The sequence below is a fragment of the Bacteroidia bacterium genome, from assembly GCA_023228875.1.
In the GTDB taxonomy this organism is placed as follows: Bacteria; Bacteroidota; Bacteroidia; order NS11-12g; family UBA955; genus JALOAG01.
In genome coordinates this window covers 195,820-221,772 of the sequence record JALOAG010000002.1, presented here as the reverse complement: position 1 = coordinate 221,772, position 25,953 = coordinate 195,820, and the positions used below count along the sequence as shown (strand labels likewise).

General features: G+C 35.4%; 18 protein-coding genes and 1 tRNA gene. 5 read left to right on the top strand and 14 right to left on the bottom strand.

Annotated features, from left to right (window positions below):
* Positions 1–100: 100 nt before the first annotated feature.
* The 13 genes from M0R38_03965 to M0R38_03905 all read right to left on the bottom strand — a co-directional run bounded on the left by M0R38_03965 (position 101) and on the right by M0R38_03905 (position 17,996).
* The gene (locus M0R38_03965) at positions 101–1,285 is read right to left on the bottom strand and encodes a hypothetical protein (GenBank protein ID MCK9480904.1); all 1,185 of its coding nucleotides are present in this window, start codon (positions 1,283–1,285) and stop codon (positions 101–103) included.
* Positions 1,286–2,103: 818 nt separating this feature from the next.
* Positions 2,104–4,662, bottom strand: coding sequence for a DEAD/DEAH box helicase (locus M0R38_03960; protein MCK9480903.1), 2,559 nt, complete (start codon positions 4,660–4,662; stop codon positions 2,104–2,106).
* Complete coding sequence (locus tag M0R38_03955) at positions 4,659–5,567, bottom strand: DUF1837 domain-containing protein (GenBank protein ID MCK9480902.1); 909 nt, start codon at positions 5,565–5,567, stop codon at positions 4,659–4,661. The genes M0R38_03960 and M0R38_03955 overlap by 4 nt, the downstream gene beginning before the upstream one ends.
* 89 nt (positions 5,568–5,656) lie before the next feature.
* Positions 5,657–6,556, bottom strand: coding sequence for an integrase core domain-containing protein (locus M0R38_03950; protein ID MCK9480901.1), 900 nt, complete (start codon positions 6,554–6,556; stop codon positions 5,657–5,659).
* Positions 6,553–6,861, bottom strand: coding sequence for a transposase (locus M0R38_03945; GenBank protein ID MCK9480900.1), 309 nt, complete (start codon positions 6,859–6,861; stop codon positions 6,553–6,555). Before M0R38_03945 ends, M0R38_03950 begins: the two co-directional genes overlap by 4 nt.
* 55 nt (positions 6,862–6,916) lie before the next feature.
* Positions 6,917–7,258 carry a hypothetical protein gene (locus M0R38_03940; GenBank protein MCK9480899.1) on the bottom strand — a complete coding sequence of 114 codons (342 nt, stop codon included), beginning with the start codon at positions 7,256–7,258 and terminating at the stop codon, positions 6,917–6,919.
* 10 nt (positions 7,259–7,268) lie between these two features.
* Positions 7,269–10,181 carry a type I restriction endonuclease subunit R gene (locus M0R38_03935; protein MCK9480898.1) on the bottom strand — a complete coding sequence of 971 codons (2,913 nt, stop codon included), beginning with the start codon at positions 10,179–10,181 and terminating at the stop codon, positions 7,269–7,271.
* On the bottom strand, positions 10,181–10,780 hold the full coding sequence (locus M0R38_03930; GenBank protein ID MCK9480897.1) for a hypothetical protein: 600 nt from the start codon (positions 10,778–10,780) through the stop codon (positions 10,181–10,183). The genes M0R38_03935 and M0R38_03930 overlap by 1 nt, the downstream gene beginning before the upstream one ends.
* Complete coding sequence (locus tag M0R38_03925) at positions 10,781–12,013, bottom strand: restriction endonuclease subunit S (GenBank protein MCK9480896.1); 1,233 nt, start codon at positions 12,011–12,013, stop codon at positions 10,781–10,783. It abuts the gene before it with no gap.
* On the bottom strand, positions 12,013–13,605 hold the full coding sequence (locus M0R38_03920; protein MCK9480895.1) for a type I restriction-modification system subunit M: 1,593 nt from the start codon (positions 13,603–13,605) through the stop codon (positions 12,013–12,015). Before M0R38_03920 ends, M0R38_03925 begins: the two co-directional genes overlap by 1 nt.
* Before the next feature lie 629 nt (positions 13,606–14,234).
* Positions 14,235–14,307 (bottom strand) — tRNA-Lys (locus M0R38_03915).
* Between the two features lie 116 nt (positions 14,308–14,423).
* Positions 14,424–16,658 carry a S8 family peptidase gene (locus tag M0R38_03910; protein MCK9480894.1) on the bottom strand — a complete coding sequence of 745 codons (2,235 nt, stop codon included), beginning with the start codon at positions 16,656–16,658 and terminating at the stop codon, positions 14,424–14,426.
* Between the two features lie 3 nt (positions 16,659–16,661).
* Positions 16,662–17,996 carry a dihydroorotase gene (locus M0R38_03905; protein MCK9480893.1) on the bottom strand — a complete coding sequence of 445 codons (1,335 nt, stop codon included), beginning with the start codon at positions 17,994–17,996 and terminating at the stop codon, positions 16,662–16,664.
* A 143-nt stretch (positions 17,997–18,139) separates the two neighbouring features.
* On the opposite strand from M0R38_03905, the gene M0R38_03900 reads away from it, so the two are divergent.
* The 5 genes from M0R38_03900 to M0R38_03880 all read left to right on the top strand — a co-directional run bounded on the left by M0R38_03900 (position 18,140) and on the right by M0R38_03880 (position 24,283).
* On the top strand, positions 18,140–19,060 hold the full coding sequence (locus M0R38_03900; protein MCK9480892.1) for a J domain-containing protein: 921 nt from the start codon (positions 18,140–18,142) through the stop codon (positions 19,058–19,060).
* 90 nt (positions 19,061–19,150) lie between these two features.
* The gene (carB, locus tag M0R38_03895; protein MCK9480891.1) at positions 19,151–21,976 is read left to right on the top strand and encodes a carbamoyl-phosphate synthase large subunit; all 2,826 of its coding nucleotides are present in this window, start codon (positions 19,151–19,153) and stop codon (positions 21,974–21,976) included.
* 2 nt (positions 21,977–21,978) lie between these two features.
* A complete protein-coding gene (locus tag M0R38_03890; GenBank protein MCK9480890.1) occupies positions 21,979–22,167 on the top strand; it encodes a DUF4834 family protein in 189 nt (62 codons plus the stop codon).
* Between the two features lie 31 nt (positions 22,168–22,198).
* Positions 22,199–23,695: an NFACT RNA binding domain-containing protein gene (locus tag M0R38_03885; protein ID MCK9480889.1), complete on the top strand. Its 1,497-nt coding sequence runs from the start codon at positions 22,199–22,201 to the stop codon at positions 23,693–23,695.
* A gap of 219 nt (positions 23,696–23,914) precedes the next feature.
* Positions 23,915–24,283 carry a T9SS type A sorting domain-containing protein gene (locus M0R38_03880; GenBank protein MCK9480888.1) on the top strand — a complete coding sequence of 123 codons (369 nt, stop codon included), beginning with the start codon at positions 23,915–23,917 and terminating at the stop codon, positions 24,281–24,283.
* On the opposite strand, the gene recN is transcribed toward M0R38_03880, so the two are convergent.
* Positions 24,276–25,952, bottom strand: a complete 1,677-nt coding sequence (gene recN, locus M0R38_03875) for a DNA repair protein RecN (GenBank protein MCK9480887.1) — start codon at positions 25,950–25,952, stop codon at positions 24,276–24,278. The two genes, M0R38_03880 and recN, sit on opposite strands and share 8 nt — an antisense overlap.
* Position 25,953: the final 1 nt, after the last annotated feature.

Here is a 25,953-nt window from a genome sequence, read left to right as displayed (position 1 = left end):
ACAATCAAACAAGCAAGATTTGGGAAAGCCAATAAAACAAATAAACCAACACTTTATTTACCAACTAACTTGGTTTAATTGGATTTGGATACATCCAACTTTATTTTTTAGCAATAATCTGCATGTGGTAAGTATTATCCATCCAATTATCCGGATTTTCTTGTCTGTAAACCACCGCTGCATGTAACTTATCGTTAAAATACTTGAGTGCATGTATCTGAGTATGCTCCTTCAAACCTGTTTCTTTCAATATCACCTCGTTTCCACCTGTTGTTTTATATTTTCTAATGCTAAAATGTGAAGTTTGATTTTCAACTCTATTTTCTACAATATACAAATTTCCCTCATCATCAATTTCATTCGCATATTGTGTGTAAGTGCCTACTTTAGTTTCATCAAGAACCTTTTGAATGGTAAAATTGGTTAAGTTTATTTTATAGACTTCAAACTTATTTCCATTGGCATCAATCGCTACAAAAACATTATCTCCATGTTGTGAACTGTGTAAAATAAAGCCAACGGAAGACATAGTAAGATGATTTTCTTCTTGCATCGTATAAACAATATTTCCTTGAGAACCCGTTACTTTATTATCTGTTTCAGAATGTATTCCTAAGCCGTCTTGGCTGGTATTTTTATTTAAATTGATTACGTAAGTCCGGTTATCAAAACGTACAGATACAAATTGGGAGGCGAAAAAAGCATTTGTTTTCCATTTATTTGTGCCAAAGTGAAAGTGCGACACCGTATTTGTTCCGCCATTCACCTCTGAATTATTCAACAATCCGTCTTCCGATGCTTGCAGTCTTCTTATGTTGGTAGCATTGCTATCAAGTTTTATATTAATGTTTTGATTATTCTTAAAAACCGCTAAACTATAAGTATTTGAAAATGGAATATGTGTTTCCCATGTATCTCCACCATAAATTGTTTTGAAAGGTCTGAAATCAGTTCCGGTATTCCCTGTTGGTTTATTTACTACAACAGTATTTAGGTTGTTTAAAATGATTTCAATTGGATCTTGATAACCGGACATATGTTTAAACCACAAATACCAACGCAATTCGTTGGGCGATTGTAAACTAAATGCCTGAGTTTCAAATCCACCACCTAAATTTCCTTGTGTTTTAGGTTGTGCGTGATGCGAAACTACTTTCCATTCATTGGTATTGAGTATGGTAATGTTATTTGCAGTATTTGTAGATTCATCTTCGTTTTTTTTGCAAGAGGACAATAGAACCAAAGTAAATAGAATGGTTAGTGTTAAACCAGAAAGTACTTTCATATATTATTGAATTGAAAGTGCAAAATTAGAATGAATATAGTTATTGTACATAAGCCATTAGTCTATTTATTGTTTATGTATTTTTTTGAAACATTCATTATACTCCCAACCCGCAGCGTCAATGTTGTTGCGGAGTTTGTCGGCTGCTGCCCAAAGGGTTTTTTCCAGCTCTAAATTGTCAGTCATGTTCTATTGTCTTGTAAATATTTTTAATTGGTCAAAATACGGAAATTTATCGTTTCCGAAGTGATTGTTTGTCGGTGCGATAGCAGAAACGGCACTTTTGCTTTTCCTGAGAATAATTGGCTTGTGTCCCGATAGCCATGGGGATCGGCTGACTCGTTCAACGCTTGAAATGTGGTCAGTATGTTTGTCACTTGTCAAAATGGTTTGTCCTTGTGTTAATGTTTAATTTTTGGACGTCCGTTTCATGTTTGCACTGTCGTCATACACTTGCCGGCAACGTCCCAGCGGCTTGCCGTTCGGTGGCGATAGAAAGCACAAATGTTTCACTTTAATACAAAAGCAAATGGAAAGCACAAATGACCAAATTAAGCACTTAACCGCCAATGACGGCAAACCGCCTGTTGTGTGCTGGCGTTCTTGTCGTCCGTGTCTGTAAACCATTGTCATTGTTGAGTTTAACGGTCTTTGTCGTGTAGGTTAGTGTGTCGAGTGTTTTAATTTTTTCAAGAGGGAAGGAGAAAAAAAATTGAATTTCTTTCTGCGTTGGGAAAATCACACTCTTTGCCAAGTTTTGGTTTGTGTGTTGGCTGGTGCGACTTGGCAATGTGTGTGATTTTGTGTGTTGGGATTTGTTATTCCTTATCTTTCTCATAAGCAAATATTTCATTTAACTCTTTAAATTCAGCGGACTTTTTGTCTACCGAATCAAGAAGTTTTTTGTGATTAAAGGCTACTAAATATCGTTCCTCAAAAGTCAAGCAATCTGAATGTTTTTTGAGTATAAACATTGAGAGGTGTCTTGGAATACCAATATTCTGTAATTCAATAACTTTATAATCCGTTGTCCCATATTCAAGATATTCAGACCAATTAACTCCTGCATTTTTGCTCCCTAATTTTTTATCAAGTAGTAAATAAAAATTCTCAAAATAATTTTTAAACTTAAATCGTAAAATGTTATCAATGTTGGTTATCAGCTCATTTATCACAAAATTTATATGGTACGGATTAGAAGCATCAAAAGGTTGTTCTTGATTTTGATTATAGTAAACCCCTTGTTTTGTATAGAATACAATTGCATTGGTAATCATCAAGTTAAGTGGTGTAGAATTAAGCCAATTATTCATTATTGTAGCATAGTAATTTAAGCTATTCTCTGATTTATACATTGGACTACGTCCTCCGCTTTCTTCTATGTCCCACCTATAATAAGAACTAAGCTTTTTGAGTTTGTCAAGTACCGTTTGGTAATTTATTTCTATTGGTAGCACTTCATCTTCTAAATTATTTGAGTTGAAAATCCCATTTTGATATTTTGCCTTTATCATAGGGGAAATGGCTAAAATCCTTTCTGGAACTGAATTTTTTTTCTTTTCGTCTTGCAATAATTTTTTTGCCCGATCATTCTTTGAAATAAAATTAGAGCGAAGAACAGAATCATCAGAGCGAAGTTCGTGTATCAAAGCAATATTTGCATATTGATTCCAAACACTAATTTCATTATTTGAAGGATTTTTCTTTGTGAATTTTTCTCCCGATAGTGAAGCTCCTATATTTTCAAAAAAATTCTTTCTTCCTGAAATAATTAATGGATTTATTTCTTTAATCGTTTTATCTTTAACAACAGATAAATCAGTTTCAGGTTTGTCCCATCTGTTTTTTTTATTTTCAATTCGTGTACAAATAATATTGCCTGACAACTCTTTTGTCAACCTACCGGCTCTTCCTGCTAGATTCCAAAAATCTATATCCGAAAACTTTGTCAATCCAATAGCGTTGCTTAAAATAAATATATTCTTTGCAGGTAAATTAACTCCCTCTAAAAGTGTTGAAGTGCAAAAAACATAATCAATGTCCCTATCTTCAAAAAGCTTTTCAACTTTTTCTCTAATACGTTGTGGTAAGCTACCAAAATGAAATGCAACCCCCTTTTTTAAGCAATCAATCAAGAAATATTTCTTGTGCAGGTAATCTTTTATTAAATCAATTACCTCATTAATTCGCTCATTGTCCTTATCAGGAAGAGTAGAAGCAAATTGAAGTGCAAAATTAATAGTGTCTTCTTTTGTATTACAGTAAACAATGCTTTTTTGTTCACCTGTTAGAGTTTTGAGCCAATAGAAAAAGTTAGTATTTTCTAATTTTATTGGAATTGATTGTTCTGTATTAAATTCACTTAATAGTAAACATTTCTTCTCTGTCAAATCTAAGAAATACCGATTTTGTGAAACAGGGGAATTTTTAATACTTAGTTTTTCATCTGTGTTTTTTTCAAATAATTGAAGAAAAATTTCAGGGTTAGGTATATTGGGTGATGCAAAAAACAACTTGATGCTTTTTCTTTCAGCTTGTAAAATCGAGTAGTAATATAATGGGCTTCTAGTGTCTTTCTCAGAGATTATTTTCTGGGCTTCATCAACAAATAAATAGTCAATTTTAGGATTCTTAGGTTCAGACAAATAAGCAAGTAATCTTTCAGGTGTAAATACAAAAATATACCTTGAATTTTCTTGTCTATAGAATGCAGGAACGAGTGGATGTGCTAAAACTCTGTAATTCTCGACATCTTTAAACTCTTCTTTAAGATATAGAACTGTTTGATTGATAAGTGCTCTTGTTGGTACAAGAATTATGATATTGTCTGTACCCTTATGCTCTGATATTAGAAATCGAACAAACGCTTTAATAATAAAAGATTTACCAAGAGAAGTCGGACCTGAAAAACTAAAGTGGTTGTTGTTTTTAAGTTCTTCAAATATTGCATATTGTGAATCTGTGAAAATAAAGTTACTGTTTGGAATCTGTTGAAATGTTTCTTTAATAGCTCTCTCAAATAACATTTCTGATGAGTGTTTATCCAAATCGTTATTGGAATTTTCAAGAAAGCTTAGAGCTGGAAAATTCCCTAACTTCAGTAAAATAGAACTAGAAAAAGCCCTAAATATAGGGTCGTCTTTATAATCATCAATGAGTAAACTTACAATTTTGTATGCCTTATTTTTTGATTCTGAATCTTCTGAACGTGATAAAATATCTGCAAACCGTAAAATATCAGTAAATTCCTTTGCATTTAACTTTTCTTTTTGCATTTGAAAAAAGTTGTAAGCTGATTTAATTTCAGCTTTTAAGAACAACTCCTTAAAATAGTCGTCACTAAGTGTCTTGCCCGCTAATTCCTCTATAATACTCATTTGGTTATACTTATAAGAATGGTACTATTTGACTTAGCTAGGTTTGTGAAAGGCAGAATGTAGATATAAAAATTATGACCAAATAATTCGTAATCTTCTATTTTCTTTTTAATGAAATCTAACTTGCCATTAATCTCGTTTTCAATTTGGTTCTTTACTTCTTTACGGAAATCGATTTGAGTTAGCCGCTTCATTTCAGAGGAGACTTTTATTTCATAGCCAATGAAGATGCCAAAAGCGTCATCAACCTCAAATGTATTTGTACGGACTGGATAAATAATTTTTTCGATAAATTCTTTCTCCTCCTCTGAAAAGGTTTCTTTTTCAAGGTGGTCGCTTATTAAACTTTTTTCATAACGAAGACCACTTTTTGAATTGCCTTTCGAATTTATTTCATTCTTGAACTCATATATTGACTTAAAGGATTCAGAAATTGCGGAAGTTAAATCCGCTATGCTTTTTGATTCACCGAAAATTAACTGATAATTTCCGTCCGATAGTTTAAGATAATGAACACCATCAGCCCCGTTTACATAAAGGCTGGTTGAAGTCTTCAATTCTAATTTAGATAAGATTTTAGGAGCATTCAAATGTGATTCCAAAAAGCAGTACAATAATAGCTCTCCTAATTCTCCTTTGTTTTTTAAGTAATCTATGAATTTTTCTCTGGCTTTTGTAGAAAGCTCCATTGGTTTGTTTTTATACTTTTCTTTAACTTTTCGAGATAAAGAATAGCTTGCAAGCGGTTCTAATAAACAGTTTTGTAAATGGCTTATGTCAAATTCATTAGCATTCGTCTTTAAGATGAATAAGTCAAGAGCATTCTTTTTGTGTTCATCTAAATAATAAGAATTTAGGTGGTCAAATGCATCTAAAAAAGCTTTATCTGTTATACTTATTTTCATCTTAATTTATTTATGTACCTATTCCCTCAATCTTTGAAGGGGAAAAATTGTCTTAAACGCAAATACTTGGACAGTTTATTTACTTTATTTTACCACGTAGGGTCTATTTCTACTTGTATTGATTCGAGGAATTTTCGAGGAGACATATATTGTAAACCTCCATGTATTCTTTCGAAGTTATAAAATTTTTTCCATCTATGCATCACTTGTTTGAAATCTTGCAAATCTTCAAACTCAAATCTCTGACAAACAGCACTCTCTAAGATTGAATGATAGGACTCAATATGTGCATTCTGTTGCGGAGTAGCAGGCTTCGTAAATTCCTGATTAACTCCTTTTTGTCTTAAATATTCCTGAACTATTGTTGCTTCAAATTGAGAACCATTATCATTTCTTACGATAAATTGCTTAGGCATAGGATAAGTTTCAAAAATTTGCTCAAAAAGTCTAATTACATCTTCTGATTTAATAGAATTTGCGATGTATTGTCCAAGTTGCCATCTTGAAAAAACATCTAAAACGGTCAGTACTTGTGCATTTGAGCGTGTTCCTTGGATATAAACATACTTAATGTCAAATTCAAGGAAACTAAATTCGCTTTGTACATTAGGGACGAGGTCTTTTACCCAATTTCGGCTAGTTCTTTTGGTATTATTGCGTTGAAATTTCAGTAAATTATGCTCTTTCATGAGTTTGTAGGTTCTATAAGCACCTATCTTTAACCCCTTTTCTTGGTTTAAATAGCGATAGGTTTTATAATAACCGTAATCCACAAATTCTCCCTCCAAAAGTTTCTTGGTTTCTTGCAAAACATACTCCAAATCATGCCTGTTGTTTTCTAAATCATAGACAAACTGAGAGGTCTTTTTACCGGGTTTTGTGCCAGTAGATGTATAATAATAGCTACTTCTAGCTAACCCTACATGCTTCAACACTATTGATTTTGGCTTCCCTTGCTCTAAAAACTCGTCAACAACCATGATTTTCATTTCTTTAGGGATTGACTTTTTTTTAAAAGGGAATCTTTAATCTGAATAGCTAACTCTTTTTCGGCCACGATCCGTTTAAGAGCTTCGTTTTCTCGACGCAATTGTTTTAACTCACGCTCAGAATCTGACATCGACCCTGGAGGTAAACCTGTTTTACCCAGTTGGTCAAACTTCTCTTTCCAACTATAAATACTTACAGACGACACCCCAAATTCCCTTGAAGCAACACTAACCCCATGCTCAATTGAGTAAAGTACTATCTTCTCCTTTTCTTCTGAAGACCACGTTTTCCTATGCTTTGACATACACAAATCTAATTAATTATTAACTTAGTTTTGTGTCCAAGTTTTTATCGACCTATTACAAAATTCTTACTTCATACTTACCTATATCTGGATTCTTAGTGTGGGTATCTGTAATTCTTAAAAACTCGTTTTCGATATGTTCCATTTTTTGCCATTGGGCTAAAAATACTGTAGGATATAAATATGGGTCAATATCACTTTCTAGTATAGTAACTGTACCGTAGTTTTCATATCCATCAAAAGTTACACCTACATTCATCTCTTGTTTTGTAATTTTATTCTTAGCTGTCTGGATAGTTACTAAAGCACTAAATTGAGTAATTGACTTTCTATTGGTCAACTTGTGATGTTCAACAAATTCTTTCAGTGCACTAAGATTAATATATTTAGCTTCCATATTTTATAAATCAATTCAAATTCATTCCGTTAATAAATGTCTCTACAAAATCAACAATCCGTTTCAAAATTCGGTCTCCTAATTTTTTACGTTGCAGTAAGCTTGGTTTTTCGCCTTCAATGAGTTCCAAAACTTCGTCACGGAGTGGTTCTCTTTCTGCAAAAAGATAATCTTCAATGAGTTTTTCGGTTTTCTCGGCAGATAGATTTTCTTCTTGTACAATTTTAGAAAATTCCTTTTGTTGTTCTTCGTTCCAAAACTCCTCAAAGGCAGTTGTAATGTTGTCGGGGTCGCTTATGACTGGAAGATTCTCTAAAATAAATTTCTCTATGAGCTCTCGTTTGCTTCTTAGAGTAGCTTCTGTACTCAATAAATTGAAAATTTCCTTTTCTGCTTTTGTCGTGTCTTTCTGTGTTTGAGATTTCAGTTTGATTAAAAGCTGAATGATATAAGCAACATTGATTTCATCACGGTGTATCAACTCCAATTCAAAGTCAACATCTTCCAAAATGGAAACTTTCTCTTTTTGGTGGTTGCTTTTTACTTTGTCGTATAAGTCAAGGTATTTGCTTTTGAAGTCCTCAAAAAGTTGCTCGTTCATTTGCAGGTCTTCCCATTTGAAGTCTGAAAAGGCAGTGAGAATGTTTTTAATTCTCATCAAGTCACGAAATGCCTTAATGAAATTCAGTTCGTCATCTTCGCTTTCAAGGTCGTTAACTGCATCTGTTGTCGGTGTAACTTCCAACAACTTTTCAAAGGCTTCATCAAACTTGGCAACATAATCTTCATAAGGTTTCATTATAATAACCTCAATCGCTTCTTTGTTGCTGAATAGGGTAATGGCTTCGTCTGTTCTGTTTTTCAGATTTCTGAAAACAACAATATTACCCTGCGATTTCTGCTCGTTTAAAATACGATTGGTTCGGCTGAATGCTTGAATCAATCCGTGATATTTTAAGTTCTTGTCAACGTAAAGTGTGTTCACTTTTTTGGCATCAAAACCTGTTAGGAACATATTCACCACCAATAAAACATCTATGCGATTATTTACATTTTCGGGTTGGCGTTCACGGTCTTTCAGTTTCTTTGAAATATCGTTGTAGTAGTTGTAAAAATCCTCACTGGTTTTGGTGGAATACTTTACATCATACAATTGATTGTAGTCTTCAATAAATTCATCCAACTTCTCACGGCTGTGGGCTTGCAAGCCATATAATGCTCTCGGTTCTTCAACTACAGAAACTTCTTCGGGAATAAAGCCATTGGCATCTGCATCATCTTCGTTGGCTGCATAGCTGAAAATGGTTGCAATATTTAGATTGTGTTCTCCTGCTAATTTTTTGCGTTTGAAAATATCGTAATAGCGAATCAATGACTTTACGCTGTCCACGCAAAACATTGCCGAAAAATCTCTACTGTGCGTTTTTCGGTTATGATTGTTGATGATGTAATCAGCAATTTTTTCTAATCGCTTTTCATCTTCCATCAACTCTTGCGTGTCAATGTCTTCAACCTCAATATCAATTTCGGTTGCTGTGTCTTTTTGCTTGTATCTGCCTACATACTCAACTGAAAACTTCAATACGTTTTCATCTTTGATGGCATCTGTAATTACGTATTTGTGCAAACAGTCTTCAAAAAGGTCTTTGGTTGTGCGTTTGCCCAATTCGTTTTTGTTGGCATTGTCGGCAAAAATGGGAGTTCCTGTAAATCCGAACATTTGAGCATTGTTGAAATACTCTTTTATTCTGTTGTGTGTTTCTCCAAATTGGCTTCGGTGGCACTCGTCAAAAATGAAAATAATTCGCTTGTCTTTCAAGTCTGTCATTTTCTTTTCGTACTTCAATTTACTGATGGCAGTATTGAGTTTCTGAATGGTGGTAACAATCAGTTTTGTGTTTTTGGCTTCGCCTTTTTTGTCTTTGTATGTACCGATAAACTGCTTTACCAAATTGGCGGTGTTGTCTGTTCCGTCAATGCAACCGTCACTAAAACTGTTGAACTCTTTGGTGGTTTGATAATCCAAATCTTTTCTGTCCACCACAAAAACAACTTTGTGAACTTCTGGCAAATTCATCAAAATTTGACTGGCTTTAAAACTGGTTAAAGTCTTGCCCGAACCTGTCGTATGCCATATATAACCGTTTTTGTTGGAGTTTTTTACTCTGTCAATCAATGCTTCTACTGCATAGAATTGATACGGACGAAGCACCATTGGTATTTTGTAAGCCTCATTCAAAACAATGTACTTGCAAATCATTTTACTGATGTGGCAAGGTTCTAGAAAAGCATCTGTAAAACCGTTGAGAATATTGGTCAATCGCTTGTTCTCAACATCTGTCCAATAAAAAGTTTGCTTAAAACTTTGGTTGCGGTTATTGGCGTAATACTTTGTGTTTACTCCGTTGCTGATAATGAAAATTTGAACATATTGATACAAAGCAGAATTTGCACCAAATGAATGGCGTTGATAGCGATTTACTTGGTTAAACGCTTCTTTCAGTTCTAAACCTCTGCGTTTTAGTTCTATTTGAACCAAGGGCAAACCGTTGATTAGAATGGTAACATCATAACGGTTTTTGTATTTCCCTTCTTGGCTTACTTGGTTGGTTACCTGATATTGGTTTTGACACCAATGTTCTGTATTCAAAAATTCAAAATAGAGATTATCTCCGTTGTCTCTTACAATGTGTTGTTTTTGTCGAAGTGTTTTTGATTTTTCAAAAACTGAACCTTTGTTCAAAAGGTTTAGCACTTTGTCAAATTCAGCATCTGAAAGAGAAATATTGTTGTGCTTTTCTAATTGGTTTTTAAGGTTGCCCAACAAAGCCGCTTCACTATTGAGCGATATATAACCGTAACCCAATTTTTGTAACTGGGCAATCAACTGTTCTTCTAATATTTGTTCGCTTTGTTTAGCCATTACTTATTAAATCTCTGCTTAAATTCATTTTGATAATAGGATGCTTTCTTTTCATCACCCGACAACATATCAAAAATAAGTTGATTGAATATTTGAGAAGAAGTCATTATATCCTCTTCTTTTACTTCGGGACTTTCATCAAAATCGGGATTAGTAGGGATTTCGATATTCATTATCCACCACTTTTCAATTTTTACTCTTAATGCTATCAGTTGAGCAAATTTTTCTGGAAGTTCTTGTGGTAACCCATCAAAGAGCAATGTCATTAACTCGTGTGATAACTTGTTTCTGTATTGCCTTAATTCATCATAGGTTTCAATGTCCTTGTCTTCAATTGCTTCTAAGTCTTTAAGCCAAATTAATGTTGCTTTTAAAATACTCTTGTCTAATGCCTTTACTTTGGTAATGTATTCTTCTGAAAAAGTAAACTCGCCTTCTGAAAAGCCTGTATTGAAGAAAAACTTCACTTCATCAACGACATAGTCCTTGAATGCTTCAAACGAAGCAATGTAAAGAGATGAAAACATCAAGTTCCCTTTCAGATTTTCTGGGTCAAGGAATTTTAGCCATTTGTCTATATTGTCTTTATCCTCTTTCATTTAGCAAAATAATTTACTTAACAATGCCCTTTTAAAGGTTCGGGTTTCTTCCAACTGCTCATTGACTAATTCAATTTGTTTGCTTATTTCATTTAGAAATGAAACAATTTTTTCTTGCTCTTCAATTGATGGAAGATAAATCTTCAATTTTTCAAATTCTGATTGCCCGAGTGTTTTATTTCTTCCTGCTCCTCCTGGTGAAGCTAATTCAAGGTATGTTTTACCTCTTGGTGTAAGGAAAAATAAAAGGATATAATCAAGGTTTAACAATCCTTGTTTTGGTTGATACATAGGAAACCTATGAGATGCTACCATTCCTTTTTCTGATGATGTTGTCTTTGTAATTGCTCTTTCCCAAGCAAAAACAATATTTAGAATTAGCTTGTCTTCTTCAATCCAAAATACTCTCTTATTTCCGAGACTTTTACCTGAAACAGCTTCTTTATGAAAAATTCCTTTTCCGTGTGACCTGATTCCGATTTGAGTGTATAATTGACTTGGGTTAACATCTACAGGTTTAGAATATCTGTCTAGAACTTTCTTTATAGAATGTTTTTTCCATTCAGGAAATCCCTTGCCATTTTCATCTTTAAAGCGAAGTTTTTGGGAGAATATTTTTTGCGTAATTCCTTTCTTGTATAGCTCTAAATTCTCTTTTTTCTCTGTGAGTTGAGCAATGCGGTTGTCTATCTGAATTAAAAAATCTGTGATTTTTTTCTGTTCATCTTTTTGAGTTGGAAGGTAAATTTTAGCACCATTTAAAAAATCTTCATTTCCAATGTTCATTGTGTTTTTAGCACCTTTATGAACCAAGGGCACAAGATAATTGTAAGTGTTTACCCAAGAAGAAAAATAAATATCAAGCAATAAACCCAATTCAACATTTTTTGGTTTAAATACTGCATACAGTACAGAAACTACTCCAGTACGGTCTAATTTATTTTGTTTGATAATACCAAAAGGAAATCCTGCTGTTGGGCTTTTTGTGTAAACGACATCATTTGGATAAATTACTTTGTAATTTGAAATATCTTCAGAAGCATAAGACCTTCCTAAATGTTCTATTTGGTTAATAACACCTTTTTCTTTGGCGACAGAAAACACTTCCTCAACTTGGTTTTTCGTGTTTCTTGATTTATGTTCTTTTAAAATTTCCTTGAGTTGTACAGGTTTCCAATCCTCTTTAAATTCAGGAAATCGCAAAACTGGTTTTGTATTGGTATTTCTCATCATTAAAAAGGCGTTGAAATGTTCAATTCTTTACAAAATTTAGCTATCTCGCTTTCAGTAGTTTTGATGGCTTTCTCCAAGTCAACCAATTTGGCAGAAACTGCATCTAAATCAATTTCCTCTTCTTCCTCAAATGTATCTACATAGCGAGGTATGTTCAAGTTGTAATCGTTTTCACGTATCTGTTCAAGAGAAGCCACAAAACTATACTTGTCTTCTGTTATCCTGTTTTGATAGGTGTTTATGATTTTATCAATGTCCTCTTGTCTCAAATAATTCTGAGTTCCTTTTGCATAGTGTTGGCTGGCATCAATAAAAACTACATCATTTGGATTTTCTCTGCATTTCTTGAAAACCATTATACAAGTCGGAATGTCCGTTCCAAAAAATATCTTTTCGGGTAAGCCAATCACCGCATCTAAGTAGTTTTTGTTTTCAATCAAAAATTTACGAATGTGTTGTTCTGCTCCACCTCTGAACAGTGCACCGTGTGGTAATACAATGGCCATAGTTCCATTTTCAGCCAAATGGTAAATCATATGTTGCACAAAGGCAAAATCTGCTTTGCTTGCAGGTGCTAATTTTCCGTATTGGCTAAAACGGTCATCACTTGTAAAAATAGGGTTCGCACTCCATTTGGCAGAAAAAGGCGGATTGGCAACAATGGCTTCAAAAGGTAAATGTTCTATATGTTGAGGATATTCAAGTGTATCTTCTTGCTTAATGTCAAACTGGCGATAATGCACACCGTGCAAAATCATATTCATTCGGGCAAGGTTGTATGTTGTACGGTTCATCTCTTGTCCGTAAAACATTGCCACGTCTTTAACTTCTCGGGCTACACGCAACAACAAAGAGCCTGAACCACAAGTAGGGTCGTAAACTGATTTTAGTTTTTGCTTTCCTGTAGTAACAATCTTTGCCAATATTTTAGAAACTTCCTGTGGGGTGTAAAATTCACCTGCTTTTTTACCTGCTCCGCTGGCAAATTGACCAATCAAATATTCGTAAGCATCACCCAAAACATCTAATTCCGTATTTTCCAACTTGAAATCAATCTTGTCAAGGTGCGTTAGCACCTTTGCAATAATTGTATTTCTTGCTTCGGGTGTCTTGCCCAATTTGGTACTGTTCAAATCCATATCTTCAAAGAGGTTGTCAAAGTCCTCTTCGCTGTCAGTACCCATTGTACTCAGCTGTATGTTGGTCAGTATTTTTTGAAGGTCTTCCAATATGAAGTTTGTTTTGCTTTCGTCAAAAAGGTCAATGTCTTCATTGTTGCCCATTCCTCTTTTAGCCACTTCGGTAAAGAGTTCTTCGGGTCTAAGGAAGTAACCTAACTTTTCCAAGGCTTCTTCTTTGATTGCTTCCAAAAAGTCGTTGGCTTGTGCTGTTTTTGGCGTTATTTCCCGAAACTTGATTTTGTCTTGCTTCAAGATGTCGTTTGCGAAAATTTCCATTTTCTCGCTCAGGTATTTATAGAAAATGAAGCCTAAAATATAGTCACGAAACTCGTCCGCATTCATTTTGCCTCTCAGCGTATTGGCTATATTCCAAAGTTGTTGTTCTAATATTCGTTTTTGGTCTTCACTCATTTAAAATTCTCTTTATTTATTAGTTCGCTAAATTACTTTTTATTGTCGGTCTTTCTGTCCGTGCGTTGGCTAAAAAATGGCTCTTTTGGTTTTTTGAGCGTTGGCTTGTGTGTCGGAAAAACCAAATATGCCATTTGTGGGTGGCAATAGAAATTCAATTTTTTTTGTGCGGTGGGGAAAAAATTAAAACACAGAAGGGTAGGAAATGAGTGTCGGCTTACTCGTTGTCCGTTTGTTGTATCGTTTTTATGTCTGTGTTCACCTGTCAAAATGGTTTACTTTTTCTCTGTTTTTAGTCGTCTGTTTGTTGTTGTCGTGTCGTCCTTTACACTTGCTGCCAACTCACAAATATGCGAAGTAATTCCATTCTCCCAAATATTATATCTCTCAACTTATCAACCATTGATAATTATAAACCTTTGCAGATATTCAAAATGCGAAACTGTATTGATACTCAAAATACAAAGATTGAATTTAACCATGCAACTTTTTAATATTTTCTTAGGAACACATCGGGACAAGCAAGTAATCCGGTTACGGTTTGAGTAAAGTCTGATATGGTTGAAAATTGGATTGCGTAAGCAGCAAACAAAAAAAGGTCGCCTTTTAGACGACCTTTTTTTGTTTTGTGATCCCGCTGGGATTCGAACCCAGGACCCCTACATTAAAAGTGTAATGCTCTACCGGCTGAGCTACAGGATCTTTTTTTTATTTTCTTTCAATTAGGGAACTACCCCTTTTGAAAACGTGGGTGCAAAAATAGTTTTTTATCTTTTGAAAACAAGACCATGAAATATTTTTTTTAAAATATCCGACAATTAGTCCACCAACAACCTTATCACTTGTCCATCTACCTTGATAATGTAAAGTCCCTGCTTCATTTCGGCAAGCGACAATTCTACAATATTTGTGGGTTGTGTATATGAATTGCGTTGTATTAAAACCCCGTTGATAGAATAAATTTCTATTTGAGAGATTGTTTTGTGCTCTGATTGTATTGTTACTGCGTTTGAAGTCGGATTAGGAAAGGCAATGATTGTTTGTTGATTGAATGTAAGACTGCCGGCACTCAAAATTCTATATGATTCCTTTACGGCTTCAAATGTATTCACCTTTCCCCATCCGGCATTATTATTAGGAACCGCGCCTGTGTTGTCATCTACCAAGGCAGTTTTAGCTAATATTTGTTTAATCTGGAATGAGGTTAATTTTGGGTTTGCTTGTAACATTAAGGCAACTGTTCCTGTAACTTGAGGAGAGGCCATGGATGTGCCGGAAAAAACCGCATAAGCAAAAGAATCTGAATTAAAAGTTGAGAAAGCAACAATCTTATTCCACGCCCAGCCCGGATATTCTCTCAAAAAAATAGGAGCAGCCACATCCATACCGGGAGCTAAAATATCGGGTTTAATTCTTCCGTCAGCAGTAGGACCTCTGCTACTAAATGGTGTGATAGTGCCAATTTGCGAATAGGACTGATCATTGAGTGTGTCGTTGTAAATGCCATAATATAAGTTTTTAGCAGTCATAGAACCAACAGTAATCACGCTTTTAGAGGTTCCTCCATTCTCCCCTACTGTATAAGCAGTATTTCCGGCTTTGTAGGTGGACGAAAAGTCAATTGTGTTGTGCTTGTTCACAAAGCGACCGGAAGTATATCTATAAATACCACCGGAATTCCATGCATGTACATCTGAATAAGGCGAAGTGATTTTCAGACCTATATTGTATTTTGCCGGATTAGGGTTGGTTAACAATAGTCTGATATTGGGTTTACCATTGGGAACATAATATGCAGTGATAAAAGAAATCACAGTGAATTTGCCTGAGTCAGTATCGTATGAGTGTGAGTTTGCACCTGTTTTACTTGAAGCTAAGAAAGGACTTTCATATACAATACTTCCGCTTGTATCAATTAAATGGGCAGATACAGAGAAAACCGAATTGCCACTCCCCCACATATCAACATATACTTCCTCTTTGGGGTATTCAAAGCGCTGGTTTTCTATAACCATCGTTTTCACCGTATCACCACGTAATTGCGCATCAAAGTGCATCGCATTTGTTCCTTCATTTCCTGCCGCTCCAACTAGAATCAGCCCTTCTCCAATCAAGTTATTGGTAGCCAAATCAAAAAGAGAGGTTCCGTCATGCGGACCCGTGTGCATACCCCAACTGAGGTTAATAACAGCGGGCTTCCCTTGAGATTTAGCATAACTAAAAATGTAATTGTAAGCATCAATAATAGCAGGATTTGCAACTAAATAATCGCTCATTGCGCTGCCCGGCAATTCGTCATTAAAATATTTTAAACTCACAAAAACCAATTCAGCTTCCGGTGCATGTCCTTGATATTTAAGGTTTGGCGATCCAATCCCGCTACCTGCTGCAATTCCGGCAACGTGTGTACCGTGCGTCCCGTTTAAGTCTATATCTTTGAATATGGCATCCTTGCCTATAAGCTCTGAACCATAGTCATATCCTTGTGGAGGAGTGCCTTCATCGTGATTTTGTTGCCACACTCTACTCACTCGGTAGGTTGTGCTATCTGATGCGTAAAATGCAGGATGTTGATAATTGAAACCGATATCAACAATTCCAACAATCACTCCCTTTCCTTTAAAATTATCAGGCAAGTCATTTAAAAGCCCGTTGTGCACCTTATCAACGTTCATCACCTTTCGCACTGAATCCATTTTCATTTGTGCAGCATTAATCCTGAGTGCAGGTTCAATTGCCTTAACACCTTGAATTGAGGATAAAACAGATAAATTACTTTGTGGCACAAGTACGCTCCAAACATTGCCGGCTTTTGTTTCTATACGCACATCGTATTGATTCAATGCTGCAATATCAATATTTTCATCAACAAGTATCAGAACCGGCACTTCGCCCATAGCATTTGTTAGAATCAACGGCATTTTGACACTATGTTGATAGGTTTCTATTGCTTGCCCGTTTACTTTACCCATAAAAGAGCAAATCAAAAATAGCATGTAAAATTGTTTAACTATTTTCATTTCAACTGTATGTAAAACTGTGTCTTTCATCATTTTCTATCTGTTAAATTGCAAAGCCATACCGGCTTTGAGACCTGTAATTGTATCATTTTCAAATACACTCACTCCATTGACAAAAGTTTGCATGACTTTACCTTTAAAAGCAAAGCCTTCCAGCGGACTCCAAGCACATTTGTATAAAATATTTTGAGGGGTAATGGTATAGTGTTGGTTTGAATCAAAGAGCACAAGGTCAGCAAAATAGCCTTCTCTTATAAAGCCTCTCTCTTTTAATTTAAAGCATTTTGCAGGGGCATGAGACATTTTTTCTACCACCCATTCAGGCGACACCTTGCCCTCTATGGCTTTCTGCATCATCATGTTTAAAGAATGTTGCACAAGTGGCAGTCCGCTTGGGCTTTGAGGATATGGTTTAGCCTTCTCTACCAATAAATGGGGTGCATGGTCTGTTGCTATGATATCGATTCTGTTTTCTATCAATGCTTGCCAAATTGCCTCTCGGTCATGCTTGGTTTTGACAGCAGGATTGCATTGGATTTTACTGCCTAAAGTTTGATAATCTTCATCAGAAAACCACAAATGATGTACACAAGCTTCAGCGGTAATTCGCTTGTGTTCAACATTTCCTGCTTCAAAATTCATGGCTTCTTCAGCAGTTGTAATATGTAAAATATGCAATCTTGTATTGTGTCTTTTTGCCAATGCAATTGCTTTTTGACTTGACAAAATACATGCTTCTCTGCTTCTGATCAGAGGGTGTTGCTCAATCGGTATATTGCCATAAAATCGTTCTTTTGCCAATTCCATATTGCTGCGAATGGTTGGCTCATCTTCACAATGGGTTGCGATAAGCATATTGCAGTTTGCAAAGATTTTCTCCAACGTATTTTCATTATCTACCAACATATCTCCTGTAGAAGAGCCCATAAAGATTTTCACTCCACAAACCCTGCTGTCATTTAGCGACAATACTTCATCTGCATTTTTATTGGTAGCACCAAAGAAGAAAGAATAATTTGCAGGGCTTACTTGTGCTGCTTTCGCAAATTTCTTTTCTAGCTCTTCCTTATTGATAGTTTGAGGTTGAGTATTAGGCATTTCCATAAACGAGGTAACTCCTCCGGCTACTGCTGCCATCGATTCCGTAGCTATTTCTGCTTTATGCATAAAACCGGGTTCTCTAAAATGCACTTGGTCGTCAATCACTCCCGGCAACAGCCACATACCCAGAGCATCTATTATTCTTTCTGCATTTGACAATGTGCCTGCTCTTTCAATACGGGCTATTCTTCCCTCTTGAATCAATATATCTACTTCTGTTTTCTTTCCTTCGTTTATTGCAATTGCATTTGAAATTATCATACCTGACATCATGAGGCAAAGGTATCAGTTTACAATTGCATACAGATAGACAAACAACAGTTTTTATCACATATTTCTCTATAAGTCAAATAATCTAACCGCAAATTCTGTTATCATAAAAACTACATTTGCCTCACAAACAAGCACCACTTTTGTCATTTCACAACTACTATAAGCTATTGCAGATTTCTGAGAAGGCAGGACTCAAAGAGATTCAACAAGCCTATCGCAAGATTGCTTTGAAATACCATCCCGACAAAATGCCACAAGAAGAAAATGCTGAAGAGTATTTTAAAATTGTTACCAAAGGGTACAATATTTTGAGCAACCCCAGAGAACGGATGAAATACGACTTACTGCTATCTGCTGTTATTGAAGAACAAAAGAAAAACAAGGTTGAAGAAAGAAAATATGGACGCAGAGCGCAAATGTCTGTTGAAGAAATACGCCAAAAGATTGAAAACGACCTGCGTATAAAACGCTTGGGATATTTGCGATTATTTAAAAACCGCCAGAAAGTACTGAATCACAAAATACGTTATTCCATACTGGTTTTAGCGGCTCTTTCAGGGTACTTATATGTATTTAACAACTGGTTTGTAAACGAAGCCAGAATTGACTATTTCATGATCATTATTGGCTTTTTTATTTTCGGAATTTCAACTTTCTTCTTCTTCAATCACCTTTTTATTCATCTAAGAGCATTGAATATCATAGGCAAAGCACTCAAATACCCTTATGAAAAAACAACCGTTTCGCTTTTTATTATTATCATCATTACCGCACCGATTAGTATTTTTGGGTTAAACACATTCAAAAAGCAATACCACCTCTCCCACTACAGCGTATTAATCCAACCCTTAAATGTACAGTATTCCCACAATAAAATTGTCTATTCATATTATGGCAACGGAGAATTAATCTATAAGTCAACCAATGAATATTCAGAAGAAAAAGTGGTGTATTTGATGACACACAAGCAACCTATCATCAGGGTTTCCAAGTACAATCCTAAAATTTCGCGATTAGAATTTGTAGAGATTGGAAGCTTCAAGAAATACCCTACAATCTAAACAATAGAGGACAACATCAACAAGATATAAACATGACCGGATAAAACTCATGTTTTCGTAACTTTGCACGATTTTTAAATACAATATTAAATGCCAAAAAACAACTCGATAAAATCAGTACTCATCATAGGTTCAGGACCCATTATCATTGGACAAGCTTGCGAATTCGACTATTCAGGAAGCCAAGCAGCACGCAGTCTTCGCGAAGAAGGCATTACCGTAACACTGATCAATTCTAACCCTGCAACCATTATGACTGACCCAAGTACTGCCGATAATATTTATTTATTACCACTTACAGTTGAGTCAATTGAGAAAATTTTAACTGAAGTACCTATTGATGCGGTGCTTCCTACTATGGGAGGGCAGACCGCATTGAATTTATGTAAAGAAGCGGGAGACTTAGGAATATGGGAAAAATACGATATCAAAATCATTGGCGTTGACCTTGCTGCAATAGACAAAACTGAAGACAGAGAAGAATTCAGACAGTTAATGATAGAATTAGGTGTGGGAGTTGCAAAGGCAGAAACCGCAAATTCTTTTTTAGAAGGTAAAGATATTGCACAACGTGTGGGGTTTCCTTTGGTTATCCGCCCTTCTTATACGCTGGGAGGTTATGGTGGCGGATTTGTACACAATAAAGAAGAGTTAGATGAAGCACTCAAACGCGGACTTGAAGCCTCTCCTACACATGAAGTGTTAGTAGAACAAGCTGTTTTGGGTTGGCTTGAGTATGAATTGGAAGTAATAAGAGACCCAAAAGACAACATGATTGTTGTTTGTACCATTGAGAACCTTGACCCTATGGGTATTCATACAGGAGATTCCATTACCATAGCCCCTGCATTAACCTTGAGCGAAGTAGCATATCAAAGGATGCGTGATACTGCATTTAAGATGTTAAAAAGTATAGGAAACTTTGCCGGTGGTTGTAATGTACAATTTGCACTTAATCCTGAGACTGAAGAAATTATTGCTATTGAAATCAATCCTAGGGTAAGTCGTTCGTCTGCACTTGCATCCAAAGCAACAGGATACCCAATTGCCAAAATTGCAGCTAAATTAGCCATTGGATACTCTTTGGATGAACTTAAAAATCCTGTAACCCAGACTACTTCTGCTTTCTTTGAGCCTGTACAAGACTATGTAATAGTAAAAATACCACGTTGGAATTTTGACAAATTTAAAGGCGCTGACACTACCCTCGGACTGCAAATGAAAGCAGTTGGAGAGGTTATGAGTATTGGCAGAACTTTCCAAGAAGCTTTACAAAAGGCTTGTCAATCATTAGAGATTCGCAAATACGGCTTAGGTGCAGACGGCACTTTTGGCAATGTAAATTTAGAGAAAATTATTGCCGGACTGGAAAACCCTTCTTGGGACAGGATATTCCTCATAAAAGAAGCGATTGCCCTTGGCGTTCCTTTGTCCACCATTTATAAGATTACAAAAATTGACAAATGGTATCTCGAACAAATTAAGGATTTGGTTGATACAGAAAAGGAGATTAAGCGTTATACCTTAGAAAATATCCCTTATGAGATGATGTTGGAAGCAAAACAAAAGGGATATTCAGATTACCAATTAGCTTATATATTGAAAAATTGCACCGAAGATGATGTGTATGCAAAACGTCATCAGTTGGGTATTAAGAGAGTCTTTAAGATGGTTGATACATGCGCAGCTGAATTCACTTCGCCAACAAATTATTTTTATTCAACATTTGAAGAAGGAGGATATAATGATAGTGTGAAGTCAGACAAAAAGAAAATTATCATCTTGGGTTCCGGTCCAAATAGAATCGGTCAAGGGATAGAATTTGATTACTCCTGCGTACATGGGATTTATGCTTGTCAAGAAATGGGCTATGAAGCAATCATGATTAACTGTAACCCTGAAACCGTTTCAACAGATTTTAACACAGCCGACAAACTTTATTTTGAACCCGTTTTCTGGGAAAACATTAAAGAAATCATTGAGTTTGAAAAACCTGAAGGGGTAATTGTTCAGTTAGGCGGTCAAACAGCATTAAAATTAGCTGAAAAGCTAAATGAGGAAGGCATTAAAATCATTGGTACGTCATTCCATGACATGGATCTGGCAGAAGACAGAGGCAGTTTTTCTGATTTATTAAAAGACTTGGATATTCCTTATCCCAAATATGGAGTGGCAGAGACAGCAGACGAAGCGATTGTAATTGCAAATCAAGTGGGCTACCCTGTATTAGTTCGACCATCGTATGTTTTGGGAGGACAAGGCATGAAGATTGTCATCAATGATGAAGAATTAGAAAGTGCAGTAATTCATCTCTTAGGCGACCTCCCCGGTAATAGAGTATTGATAGACCATTTCTTAGACAGAGCAGAAGAAGCTGAATGTGATGTAATATGTGATGGCGAAGACAGTATTGTGATTGGCATGATGGAACACATTGAACCTGCCGGCATACATTCAGGGGATTCCTGCGCGGTACTGCCTTGTTATAGTCTATCACAAAAAGTGCAAGCAGACATGCAAGATTACGCAATTAAACTCGCTAAAGCATTGCACGTAAAAGGCTTGCTAAATATTCAATTCGCAATCAAAAATGAAAATGTTTATGTTATTGAAGCAAATCCGCGAGCATCAAGAACGGTTCCTTTTATTTGCAAAGCATACAAAATCCCTTATGTAAATATTGCTACGAAAGTGATGTTAGGCACTCATAAATTGAAGGAATTTGACATCAATCCGGAAATGGAAGGGTATGCAATCAAACTGCCTGTATTTTCATTTAATAAATTTCCAAATGTCAATATGGAATTAGGACCGGAAATGAAGTCCACCGGAGAATCCATCTATTTTATCAAACATTTGAAAGACCCTTATTTCAGAGAACTTGATAAGAAAAAGAGTATGTATTTAAGTCGATAATCATGGGAATATTCAGAACATTATTATATGCAGTCATTCTTTATTATGGCTGGAAATTGCTCAAAAACATGTTTACAATCAATAAACAGCAGCATGATGAGCAAAAAGATACTGAAACCAATCATGACAATGACCACTCAAACGACCGCAACAAAGATGGAGAATACGTTGATTATGAAGAGATAAAGTAATCCCGGTTTCTCCATAATCTTTCTGACTCCTATGCTGATTCACAACTATTTTTTTTTAAAGGATTTTACAAATGCAATCAAGGCATTACTGTTAAAAGCAAAACTTCAATCAGCTTACGGTGTCAAGAGCGATGAGCTTGTACTGAATTTTGAAGGCTCGACTGCATTAAAACTTACGTTTATCAAAGGCAATTGCTATTATGCCCTATTCCAAAACCAAGCGGAACATCACAAAGAAGCACAGGTTCGATTCAAACATTTGTGGGGACAGAGAGTGGTAAATGTTCAGACTGTTTTGTATGAAAGGGTTTTCTTTCTGGAATTTGAAGATACCTCAAAACTCGTATTCAGGTTCTTCGGGCGACACTCCAATATCTTCTTTTATGCTACACATGAAACTTTACCAAAAGAAATTTTCAGATTTAACCTAGAAGCAGATAAACAAATCACGATTGCTCAAATACTTGCTGACAGAGCTATTGCAATAAATACAACTATTCCTATTCAGTCATTGCAGTTCATCCCTGCCGAGATTGCTGCATGGTTTCCTACTAAAGAGTTGAATTACGGTGAAGAACTAGTACATTTTACCTCGTCAATAATTATTGCATGGCATTTTAATGACAATCAAAACAGACTCATTCCAACTCAAAACACTCAAAATTCATCCGAGTTGCTTGAGGAACTCAGGTCATTTTATGTCAATTCAGTACGTATAAACAGAATAGAGCAACTCAAAACAAGTCTCTTACAGTCAAAGGAACATGTTTTGAAAAAGAAAACAAAAACTATAGAAGCTGCCTCCAACTATCTTAAACAGCTACAAACACAACGCTCTCCAAAGGAAATTGCAGACATTATCATGGCTCATTTGCATTTGTTTTCGGATGGAAAAACAACAATAGTAGCATTTGATTTCTATACAAATCAATCAATTACAATTCGCTTACCTGAAAACATTCAAAATCCTACCAAATACGCAGAGAAATTATACAAAAAAAATAGCGGCATTAAACAAGAAATAGCAATCACTCAAGAAAAAATAGAAAGCCTCACAAAGCAAATTAAAGTATTACAGAGCGAGATTGAACACATAAATTCTCTCCAAACCTACAAGGAACTGAAGGGATTCTTGAAAATATCCGATAAACAAGAAGATGCGCTACACCTACCCTTCCGCGAATTCAAAATTGGCAAGTATATTATCAGGATTGGTAAAAATGATAAATCCAACGATCAGATGCTGGCACAATACTCAAACAAAAATGATTATTGGCTCCATGCAAAAGATTATTCCGGTTCACATGTCCTTATTAAGCGCAGCAATCCACAAGAAATTATTCCTGAAAATGTGGTTATAACTGCTGCTTCTTGGGCTGCGTGGTATTCTAAAGGAAAGAATCAAGCATTGCTGCCTGTCATAGTTACCGAAAGAAAATATGTCAGAAAAGGGAAAAATCTAAAAGCCGGGCAAGTAATTATTGAAAAAGAAAGAACGGTGATGGTTCAACCTAAAGCACCTTTATAGAAAAACACTATTTCAACACGTTGTACATCTTTGACTTTAGACATATTGTCTAATATACAATATACTCACTCATTTCGCATCTGATTGATTTACTGATTACTACATATCATGCAATAGGATTTATACTTTTTCCTCTTCAAGATGGTAGATAAAAAATGGTCAATAGCATAAAAAAATTAACTTAATTTTGTGGTATAATATTTGAAACAATTATTGCGTATGAACAAAAGAATACTTTTTCAATTTTTGCTTTCATTAACCTTTATGATGAGTGCTTCACTACCAAGTATTTACGCTCAACAACCCGATGTAATTACAAATTCAAACGAGGATTTGAAAGCTAAAATATATCCTTCTGAAATCAAAGAAGGTTATTTTTTTATTGCAATACCTGAGGCTACTGAAATAAATGAAATTAACATTAAGATAGTTAACCTGATTGGTAGCAATATTGCTTATACAGTTCAAAAAACTATGGACGGTAAATTTCGTGTTGAAATGGAAGACCTTTCCAGTGGTATTTACATTGTGAGAGTTACCAAAGGGTATAAGCAAACTACGCAAAGAATCATTGTAAGAGCTAACTAAGAGCAGTTTTCAGTAATTCCTCTGCATTCTTAATGGCTTTTTCGCCAGGCTCTTTTCCACTTAATAGTCTTGCAACTTCCAACACCCTGCTTTGTCCTTGCAGATTTTCTATTGCTGAAACTGACTTGTCATTGTGAGCACTTTTCTTAATTAAAAAATGACTATTGCCTTTTGATGCTACTTGAGGAAGATGAGTAATCACAAACAATTGAGAATATTGCCCCATTTTCGCAATTAATTTTCCAACTTTCATTGCAGTTTCACCTGAGACTCCGGTATCAATTTCATCAAAGATTGTAACATATTCCTCTCCTTCTGCAACTGTTTTAAAGCTCAACATCAACCTTGACAATTCACCTCCTGATGCCACACTTTCCAATTTTTGAGGTTCAACACCGGCATTTGCAGAAAACAAGAATGTAACTTCATTGGGTCCCAAGTGTGTCCATTCACTTCTGTTTAAATCTTCAATTTTGATAATAAATTCAGCAGATGGAATCTCTAACTCTGCAAGAATCTTCTTTACACTATTTGAAACCAAAGGTGCGTGTTTTCTTCTAAGTGCTGTAATTTCTGAGGCCTTTTTCAATAAGTTAGCTTCCAATACTTCCAGTTGATTCAACAGCTCGTGTAACTTACTTTCCAAACTTTCGAAATCAAGTGCATTTTGAGTGAGTTTAGTTTTTATTTCCACTAACTCCTGAATTGATGTTACACCATGTTTTCGTTTGAGGTTTTGAATCATTCCAAGCCTATCTTCTACTTCTTGTAAACGACCAGAGTCAACAGAAATATTTCCACCTTTCCTATTAATGTCCCTTGCAACCTCTTTTAATTCTATCCAAGCACTTTCAAATCGCTGATAATCATCTTCAAACAAATGACTAATTTGAGTCAAAGACTTGAATTTTGCTCTTAGTTCAGCAACAAAAGAATCTAAACTATGCTCACTACCTTCTACTCCATAGGATACTGCTTCTGTCAACTTAACTATATCAGCTGCATTTGCGAGTAATTTCTGTTCTTCTTCCAACATTTCTTCCTCAGCAACATCTACTAAGTTTGCAGCTTTGAGTTCGTTAATTAAGTAGTTATTAAACTCTTGCTCTTTGATTGCATTAGCCTTTCGTGCCTCAATATCTTGCACCTGATTCTTGATTTTTTTAATTTCATTTAATAACTCTTTAAACTCAATTCTAAGCAGATTTGACTTAGCAAAAACATCCAAAATTCCAATTTGGTATTCATTAGATTTAATGAAGTACGTTTCATGTTGACTATGAACTTCACAGAGTTTTTCGCCTAAAGATTTTAAAGATTGTACAGTAACAGGAGTGTCATTGATAAAGCACCGGTTTTTTCCTGCCGGGCTAAACTCCCTTCTGATAATGAGTTCGCTTGCATCATCCAACTCATTTTCTTCAAGAATTTCTTTGACATTTTCATTTTGATCACATTCAAAAACAGCTTCAAGTACTGCTTTATCTTGCAAACCGGCAACCAAACTGGCATCCAACCGTCCTCCTAACAACAAGTTAATTCCTTCAAGAAAAAGGGATTTCCCTGCTCCTGACTCTCCGGTAATAATATTTAGACCTTGCGAAGGCTCAAGTTCCATCTGTTCAAAGAGAAAAAAACTCCTAAAAGTAAGTTTTTTGAGTGTTATCATA

Coding starts and splice junctions, on each gene's coding strand:
- M0R38_03965 (MCK9480904.1), bottom strand. CDS start 1,285: ATGAAAGTACTTTCTGGTTTAACACTAACCATTCTATTTACTTTGGTT.
- M0R38_03960 (MCK9480903.1), bottom strand. CDS start 4,662: ATGAGTATTATAGAGGAATTAGCGGGCAAGACACTTAGTGACGACTAT.
- M0R38_03955 (MCK9480902.1), bottom strand. CDS start 5,567: ATGAAAATAAGTATAACAGATAAAGCTTTTTTAGATGCATTTGACCAC.
- M0R38_03950 (MCK9480901.1), bottom strand. CDS start 6,556: ATGAAAATCATGGTTGTTGACGAGTTTTTAGAGCAAGGGAAGCCAAAA.
- M0R38_03945 (MCK9480900.1), bottom strand. CDS start 6,861: ATGTCAAAGCATAGGAAAACGTGGTCTTCAGAAGAAAAGGAGAAGATA.
- M0R38_03940 (MCK9480899.1), bottom strand. CDS start 7,258: ATGGAAGCTAAATATATTAATCTTAGTGCACTGAAAGAATTTGTTGAA.
- M0R38_03935 (MCK9480898.1), bottom strand. CDS start 10,181: ATGGCTAAACAAAGCGAACAAATATTAGAAGAACAGTTGATTGCCCAG.
- M0R38_03930 (MCK9480897.1), bottom strand. CDS start 10,780: ATGAAAGAGGATAAAGACAATATAGACAAATGGCTAAAATTCCTTGAC.
- M0R38_03925 (MCK9480896.1), bottom strand. CDS start 12,013: ATGATGAGAAATACCAATACAAAACCAGTTTTGCGATTTCCTGAATTT.
- M0R38_03920 (MCK9480895.1), bottom strand. CDS start 13,605: ATGAGTGAAGACCAAAAACGAATATTAGAACAACAACTTTGGAATATA.
- M0R38_03910 (MCK9480894.1), bottom strand. CDS start 16,658: ATGATGAAAGACACAGTTTTACATACAGTTGAAATGAAAATAGTTAAA.
- M0R38_03905 (MCK9480893.1), bottom strand. CDS start 17,996: ATGTCAGGTATGATAATTTCAAATGCAATTGCAATAAACGAAGGAAAG.
- carB (MCK9480891.1), top strand. CDS start 19,151: ATGCCAAAAAACAACTCGATAAAATCAGTACTCATCATAGGTTCAGGA.
- M0R38_03890 (MCK9480890.1), top strand. CDS start 21,979: ATGGGAATATTCAGAACATTATTATATGCAGTCATTCTTTATTATGGC.
- M0R38_03885 (MCK9480889.1), top strand. CDS start 22,199: ATGCTGATTCACAACTATTTTTTTTTAAAGGATTTTACAAATGCAATC.
- M0R38_03880 (MCK9480888.1), top strand. CDS start 23,915: ATGAACAAAAGAATACTTTTTCAATTTTTGCTTTCATTAACCTTTATG.
- recN (MCK9480887.1), bottom strand. CDS start 25,952: ATGATAACACTCAAAAAACTTACTTTTAGGAGTTTTTTTCTCTTTGAA.